This window comes from Vibrio sp. B4-6, from assembly GCF_963888245.1.
In the GTDB taxonomy this organism is placed as follows: Bacteria; Pseudomonadota; Gammaproteobacteria; order Enterobacterales; family Vibrionaceae; genus Vibrio; species Vibrio anguillarum.
Map to the genome: position 1 here is coordinate 178,507 of NZ_CAWPIM010000067.1, position 7,847 is coordinate 186,353.

The 7,847-nt window shown below is 42.0% G+C and carries 8 protein-coding genes; 7 read left to right on the plus strand and 1 reads right to left on the minus strand.

The window, feature by feature from the left end; all coding sequences use genetic code 11:
* Positions 1-29 precede the first annotated feature (29 nt).
* Positions 30-527 carry a response regulator gene (locus AACV20_RS16200; protein ID WP_026027604.1) on the plus strand — a complete coding sequence of 166 codons (498 nt, stop codon included), beginning with the start codon at positions 30-32 and terminating at the stop codon, positions 525-527.
* Positions 528-709: 182 nt separating this feature from the next.
* On the plus strand, positions 710-1,258 hold the full coding sequence (locus AACV20_RS16205) for a hypothetical protein (protein ID WP_026028575.1): 549 nt from the start codon (positions 710-712) through the stop codon (positions 1,256-1,258).
* Positions 1,259-1,352: 94 nt separating this feature from the next.
* Here the strand turns inward: AACV20_RS16205 and AACV20_RS16210 are convergent, their stop codons facing one another.
* Entirely contained in the window at positions 1,353-1,946 is a 594-nt protein-coding gene (locus AACV20_RS16210; RefSeq protein ID WP_017049891.1) for a TfoX/Sxy family DNA transformation protein, read from the minus strand.
* Positions 1,947-2,316: 370 nt separating this feature from the next.
* Between AACV20_RS16210 and AACV20_RS16215 the strand changes: the two genes are divergently transcribed.
* The 5 genes from AACV20_RS16215 (at position 2,317) to AACV20_RS16235 (ending at position 7,674) form a co-directional block, all read left to right on the plus strand.
* The gene (locus tag AACV20_RS16215) at positions 2,317-3,237 is read left to right on the plus strand and encodes an HDOD domain-containing protein (RefSeq protein WP_170907634.1); all 921 of its coding nucleotides are present in this window, start codon (positions 2,317-2,319) and stop codon (positions 3,235-3,237) included.
* A gap of 23 nt (positions 3,238-3,260) precedes the next feature.
* The gene (locus AACV20_RS16220) at positions 3,261-4,166 is read left to right on the plus strand and encodes a lysine exporter LysO family protein (RefSeq protein WP_017047741.1); all 906 of its coding nucleotides are present in this window, start codon (positions 3,261-3,263) and stop codon (positions 4,164-4,166) included.
* An 86-nt stretch (positions 4,167-4,252) separates the two neighbouring features.
* Positions 4,253-4,765 carry a hypothetical protein gene (locus AACV20_RS16225; protein ID WP_013857115.1) on the plus strand — a complete coding sequence of 171 codons (513 nt, stop codon included), beginning with the start codon at positions 4,253-4,255 and terminating at the stop codon, positions 4,763-4,765.
* Positions 4,766-4,864: 99 nt separating this feature from the next.
* Positions 4,865-6,508 carry a pyridoxal-dependent aspartate 1-decarboxylase PanP gene (gene panP, locus AACV20_RS16230; protein ID WP_170907635.1) on the plus strand — a complete coding sequence of 548 codons (1,644 nt, stop codon included), beginning with the start codon at positions 4,865-4,867 and terminating at the stop codon, positions 6,506-6,508.
* Between the two features lie 311 nt (positions 6,509-6,819).
* A complete protein-coding gene (locus AACV20_RS16235; RefSeq protein WP_010320194.1) occupies positions 6,820-7,674 on the plus strand; it encodes a MurR/RpiR family transcriptional regulator in 855 nt (284 codons plus the stop codon).
* The last annotated feature ends 173 nt before the right edge of the window (positions 7,675-7,847 follow it).

Below are 7,847 nucleotides of genomic sequence, written 5' to 3' on the forward strand. Positions count from 1 at the left end.
TTGTCGTGCTGATGATTAAGGAGAATATCATGAACAAATTTTTGATCTTATGCGTGGACGATGAACGTGAAGTATTGGACAGCGTCATACAAGACCTCGACGAATTTGAAGAGTTTTTTATCTTAGAAGCCGCAGAATCTGTTGCAGAGGCAAAAGAAGTGATTGCCGATCACCAAGCTCAAAATATCAAGCTGGCTTTAATTTTGTGCGATCACATTATGCCCGAACAAACAGGCATTAGTTTCTTAATTGAATTAAGCCACAATGAAGAGACGCAACATACACGCAAAGTACTACTAACAGGCCAAGCAGGGCTAGAAGACACCGTAGAAGCGGTGAATCATGCCAGCCTACATTTTTATGTAGCCAAACCTTGGGATGGGAACAAACTTCGCGATGTTATCAAAGATCAATTAACACAATATATGATTGAAAACGAATCAGATTTAATGCCTTGGGCTAGAGTCTTGGATGCCGAGAAAATCTTCAATGCGATCGCACAAAACCGCATCAGTTTTGGTGAATAAAATATCCTAACGAAGAAATGGCACTGTCTTTGCTTATTTTTTGCGAAGACAACAAAAGAATGACACTTTTTAATGGCGACAATGTCAATCTATGCACTATGATGTCTAAATTCTTTAATGTCACCGCGGGCATTCCGCGACTGACCATGGAAATAAACTAAAAATATAGGTTTATAGTGACTATGCGTAAAACAATCATTGCAGCCGCTTTGCTGCTAGCCTCAGGCCAAACACTGGCAGAAATAGACCGAAATAGCCCATCCGTCATGAGCAATTTTAGTTACGACTATATCGAAGCTCGTATTGGAGCAAGTCCAGTCACCTTTGGTGCTGCGATGAGCAAATCAATTCACCCAAATGCACATGTTATTGGTCGTATAGACTCTGAGTTTGAAGGTGATTTTGACGCAGCCGCAGGTTTTGGCTTTCATGCTCCTATTAACAACTGGGCTGACTTCACGGGTGAAATGCTATTACGCCTCGTAGATACCCGCGATAATAAAAGCGCCGATACAGGAATGGAATTAAACCTTGGCGTACGTCAATGGCTTGGACCACAGTTGGAAGTTGGTGGCAAAGGTGGCTTTGTTTCTATCGATGACAATGATGACTGGATTGCGTCTGTTTATGCCCGTTTTCATTCTACAGAACTTTTCTCTCTCGGTGCCGAGGCTCGCATCAATGATGCTTACGGCGATCAACTGATGTTTACGACTCGTTTTAAGTTCTAGATGTAAGCTAAATACAATAAAAAGCCGAGACGTAAGACTCGGCTTTTTATTTGATAACTATCTTTATTTATTTGATAACAGTGCTACAAAACTGTTAGCGTAATGAGCAGCTTTCTAATAATTGACGCTTGCGAGGCTCTTGCAGCAATTTCCAATGAATACCTTCGATCGCACCAGCAAACTTCCACAGTAGTTTTACATCGACGTCACTACCGTACGTTTTTCTCACTTTAGAAAATATCGTAGGAGCACCTAAGCGCATGAACGTTTCCACATCATTGATGCCCGCTTTTTTAACCATACGCTCTAACGTTAACTGCATGTTTGGTAAATCACGTAGTCGACGGCTTGCAGAGGATTTTTGAAAGCTACGTTGCTCAACAGAATAGCGAATGGAACGTTCAATGATCGAATCTAGGCTCTCATGATTGCTCACAAAAAGCTCAGTAATATCATAATAATTAACGGTTGCTGTGGTCTGCTTTTTAACGTGTTTGTATTTTTCGCAGCCTAATTTTGTAAGTGCATCATCGAGCTCTTCACCTCCACGAATAAAAACAGACTCTTCACTAATCAGTGAATACATCGCTTCTTTTTGGAAAAGCCCAACACCGCCAAACATTGAACGCTTTTGAAATGCGCCAAATTTAATAACGTAATTGAAAAATGCATGCTCAATCATATCCATTGATCCTTAATCAAGTTCCCCGATTAATAGTGATCACCAGATAGCAGCGTATTTTTGCGAATAAAAAGAGTAAGTTAGTAACAAGCTTGTAGTAGTTTAGTATTAGCTTGCTTAATATGGGTACTATCATAGTTAACGATACAAAATAAGTCTGGGCATACATCACATCAATAGACATATCTGCGCAGAGTTATGAGATAGAAATCACATCATTGTGTTTATGAATAAATTTTTTTGACACATACGCTTTCCATTAACGTATTAAGATTAATGCATCAAGAAAACAAATTAATGCGATTGATGGTGAATTGATTGCTTATTTGGGTTAGCAGACGGTAAAATGCCTTCAGTACAGATTGAGCACAAATTTATGAATCATCTATCTTTTTACTGGCTTCCAGATCATCATCAAATGCTCATCCAAGGGTTAGAAAGTGAATTTTCTCAATTGGTTGAACACTCACTCAGCACAGGAAAAATTTCACTTCCTCCTATTCCTGATGTTGTTCTAAAAATACAGCGCTTATGCACATTAGAATCTACTGAAATTTCAGATGTCGCCGATTGTCTACTTGAAGATCCCGGACTGACTGCAATTGTAGTACGCGTAGCAAACTCTGTTGTCTTTAATCGTCGAAATATTACCTGTACGGATTTAGTCACGGCTGTATCACGCTTAGGCATACTACGAGTACGCGACATTGTAACAGCCCAAGCGATTGAGCAGTTAAAGCACTCCGTAAACTTAAGTAAAGAATGCAATAAAATATTGGTTAATAGCGCCGCCATATCGCGAGAGCTTGGCGCAACCATGGTGATGGTAACTAACGCATTTAAACAACTAGAACCAAGCCGATATCAACATTTAGAGCAAGAAAAAGCCTTACTTGTCGGTCTACTTGCGGATATTGGCTTGTTTTGTCTTGTACACGAATATCATTTATATCTTGAGAAAGGCAACTATCTCGATCAAGACATCGCCCTACAGATTTTTCAGTCGCGATGTTCAAAAACCAGTCAGCTTGTGTTAAGAAGTTGGGGGTTCGACTCAGATTTCCTTGAAGTAGCAGGAAATCAATCTTTAGTCGCATCTTCTCACGAAGTCAGTTACCTTGATGTGGCACGTATTGCTCACCATCTTTTACTGTTTCGTCGTCAAGATGAAGAGATTGAAGAGCATGACGTCGAAATTAATGCGACCGGAGCTGAGGTGCTATACAACTTAAGTAACCTTAGTGAGCTTGAATTCAAATCAAAACTCAATGATGTGATCAACGCAAGCGGCTTCTAAACCCAAAATAATCAGAGGATGAGATGTTCTCAGGGATGTTATTTATTTTTGCCCCACTAATAGTGGGGTATCTATTTTCTATTGCCAATCAACAGTGGCTAGCAGCATTAAATAAAGCCACGTCTTGGTTAGTTTACGTCATTCTGTTTCTGATGGGTTTAAGCTTGGCAGCCCTCGATAACTTGGGCAGTAACCTACAGTTGATACTCAAATTTACCACCGTATTTTTCTTGATGATTGGTGCTTGCAACTTATTGGTCTTGCCTTTTATTGACAAATTTCTACCCATAAAAACCGATGCGAACCATTCAAAACTGCCACTATCTAGCATGGCGTTAGAATCCGTAAAGCTGATTGTGGTTGTCGGTGGAGGATTGGCGCTTGGGGTTGTATTAGGATTCGATTTAAGTTGGGTGAGCACCGCCAGTGAATGGATCTTGTTCGTATTACTTTTCTTTATTGGTATTCAGTTGAGAAATAGTGGTTTAACCCTACGACAAATTTTGCTCAATAAATACGGAATGGTCATCGCATTAGTCATTATATTGACCTCTTGGATTGGGGGGATCATTGCGGCCATGATTCTTGATATCCCAATTTATCGAGGACTAGCCATGGCTTCCGGTTTTGGATGGTATTCACTTGCCGGGATTTTAATGGGTGATGCTTTCGGCCCAGTCTATGGTGGTGCCTCTTTCATGATAGAGCTACTTAGAGAACTGGTTGCTTTAGTGATGATCCCCATGCTAATCCGAACCAAACCTTGCTCTGCCATCGGCTATGCTGGTGCAACCGCGATGGATTTCACCTTGCCCGTGATCCAGACAACTGGCGGGGTTCGTTGCGTACCGATCGCGATTGTCAGTGGGTTTATTCTCAGCCTACTGGTGCCTATTCTTATGCTGTTCTTTGTATCACTTGCAGGCTAGATCTCAGGAATCACTCTAGCCTTCATTTAAACTAACAATAGGGAGTAGAAAACTCCCACACAATAACAAAGCCCAAAGGAAGATTTATGAAACGTGTTCTCGTTGCCCTACTGCTCTCAACTTCAGCGAATGTTGCTCTCGCTGCTGATAACCAATGCTTATCCGAAAAATATGACGCTTATGTCGACGCGTCTCTCCATTGGTATAGTGATCTCGCAGACTTAACGACCGCGCAATATCCTGAACTTACTGAAGTTAGCCAATGGTTTCTGCAAGGACGCCAGCATCACTTTGAATTAAGCCGTGCGGCAGTCCACTATTACCTAAGCAACGATCCTTCTAAAGTCGCCACCTCGCAACCTGTAGAAGCTTGGTTAAAACTAGAACAGCACGACATTAAAGTATTGGCCTCACGCAGTGATGATCTCGGCCACATTGCTAAAATCACCTATGAAGATCGCCAAGCAAAGCCTAACGAAAAAAACTATGAATTACGTTCAGCTTTAGCCGAATTGCTCAGTCATCCGAAGCAGATCGAAGCTGCCTTGAATAAATATAACGATGCCATCGCCTTGATCGAAAAGAAAGTCTGTAACTAGTCGCCGCCTCTACTCTAGCCGAATTAAGACGGGACAACTGTCCCGTTTTCGTTTAGATTGTGCCGCTCGCATTCCATAAAATCAAAATAACGAAGCTGTATGGTATCAGAACAAAAAACTGCAAATGTGAGTTTCGAGAGCTTGTTACGGATCTTCACTGTGCCCGAAGGCCCCGATTCAACACTGACAAAAATAGACCAAGAGCTATCGCGCAATTTGAACCTCTTCTTGCGTGAACATATTGTCGCTGAAGAAAAACCACTCAAAGAGATCGAAAAAGATTTCTCTAATCCGCAAATTCCAGAGTCACCGGAGTTCGTTTCAGAACATACTCAGCATTTGTTGGATAATTTAGTCGCTCATTCAGTGCATACCTCGGCTCCTAGCTTTATTGGTCATATGACATCTGCACTGCCATATTTTTTGATGCCGTTATCAAAGATCATGATTGCGCTGAATCAAAACTTAGTCAAAATTGAAACGTCAAAAGCGTTTACACCGCTAGAACGGCAGGTTTTGGGTATGTTGCATCGTTTGATCTATCAAAAAAACGACGCTTTTTACAGCCAATGGATGCATAGCGCTAATCATTCGCTCGGTGCATTTTGCTCTGGCGGAACAATTGCCAATATCACGGCATTGTGGGTGGCTCGTAATAATGCTTTGAAAGCCGATGGTGATTTCCAAGGCGTCGAAAAAGAGGGGCTGTTTAAAGCCATGCGTCATTATGGTTACCACGGGTTAGCCATTTTAGTGTCTGATCGTGGCCATTACTCTTTAAAGAAAGCCGCTGACGTATTGGGTATCGGCCAAGAAGGCTTGGTTTGTGTAAAAACCGACCACAACAACCGCTTATGCCCACAAGATTTGAAAGCCAAAATGGCACACCTAAAAAGCCAGAAAATTAAACCTTTTGCGGTTGTTGGCGTCGCCGGAACAACAGAAACGGGCAACATTGATCCCTTAAGAGATATCGCCAATATTTGCCAGCAAGAAGGTTGTCATTTTCACGTAGACGCCGCTTGGGGCGGTGCAACATTAATGTCGAATAATCACCGACACTTACTCAATGGTATTGAGTTGGCTGACTCCGTCACGATTGATGCACATAAACAGCTCTACATCCCTATGGGTGCAGGCATGGTACTATTCAAAAAGCCTGATGCTATGCATTCAATTGAGCACCATGCGCAGTATATTTTGCGGAAAGGTTCAAAAGATCTAGGCAGCCATACGTTAGAAGGTTCTCGTTCAGGTATGGCCATGTTGGTGTACGCTAGCATGCACATTATTAGTCGCCCTGGCTACGAATTATTGATTGACCAAAGCCTAGCTAAAGCTCGCTATTTCGCCGATCTAATTAAAGAACAAGACGATTTTGAGCTGATTTCTGAACCCGAACTGTGTCTTTTAACCTATCGCTATATTCCTGCTTTCGTTCGCCAAGCACTGCAACAAGCCTTGCCCAATCAAAAAGCAGAACTGAACGCGTTGCTAAATGAAATCACCCAGTTTGTGCAGAAAAAACAAAGGGAAACGGGGCGTTCATTTGTCTCTCGAACCCGTTTAAACCCAGAACGCTGGGACAAGCTTGATACCATCGTATTCCGCGTGGTACTAGCCAACCCGCTAACGACACATGCTATCTTGCACTCGATATTAGATGAGCAGCGACATATTGCCACGCTAGCCCCTAATTTGATGGCCAAAATTGAGCGACTTGCTCAAAGAATCATCAGCTAGAATCCCTGTAAGTTACAGCGAATTGAAAATTTATTTCTTTTTGCTGTAACTAATACATCATTAATGAGCTGGAAATTTCCATTAATCATCGATTTAAATCTAAATTCTGTAGTTTTCATGAAATTTTGTTTGAGGCTTGTCATGTTCTCATCAATTGTTAACTTGAATTGTTACGGAAATCTACATCCTAGGTTTATACTCATTGCATGGCGTTGGTTTAACTTACCTTTTTGGAAATGTGTTATTTCCAATCCCCCCAAAGGGCGACCGGGTAAAACCAACGAGTTGTTCTCTTCGCCCGCGTGAACACTATGAATACATTAGAAAAAATTCAAAAAAATCTGGAAAACTTTAGCAAGTCGGAACGTAAAGTCGCCGAAGTAATTATGGCTTCGCCCCAAACCGCGATTCACTCAAGTATTGCGACGCTCGCCAAAATGGCCGATGTCAGTGAACCAACGGTAAACCGCTTTTGTCGACGACTCGACACCAAAGGCTTTCCCGACTTTAAGCTTCATTTAGCGCAAAGCCTTGCTAACGGAACTCCGTATGTAAACCGAAATGTTGAAGAAGATGATGGCCCAGACGCCTACACCCATAAGATTTTCGAATCGACTATGGCTTGTTTGGATGTGGCTAAAAACAGCTTGGATCCAATGCAAATTAACCGTGCAGTTGACTTACTCACACAAGCAAAACGGATCTCTTTCTTCGGTTTAGGAGCCTCTTCTGCTGTAGCAAAAGATGCCCAAAACAAATTTATTCGCTTTAACATTCCGATCACTTGTTTTGAAGATATCGTGATGCAACGCATGAGTTGTATCAACTGTACCGATAATGACGTAATTGTTTTGATTTCGCATACAGGTCGTACTAAAAGCCAAGTGGAAATCGCCAATCTTGCGCGCGAAAATGGCGCGACTGTCATTGCTATTACGGCAAAAGATTCACCGCTGGACAAAGCAAGCTCATTGTCGATCTCTCTTGACGTACCTGAAGATACTGACGTCTATATGCCCATGGCAAGCCGTGTGGTGCAAATGACGGTAATTGATGTACTGGCTACTGGTTTCACCCTGCGCCGTGGCTCTGGTTTTCGTGAAAATCTTAAACGCGTCAAGGATGTACTAAAAGACTCGCGCTACGATAAGCTGTCACAGTTCTAAGATAATCGCGATCCTAAAATAATCGTTAGAACGGAGCTCAATTGCTCTAATGCCGTTCACTTAAGGTGAGCGGCATTGTATTTTCTAGAGTATCGGCTTGGCTTTTTCTTCACGACTCTAGGGAAGGCTCTTTCTCGTCTTGGCTCAAGTATTAAACTCCCACTCATTGCATA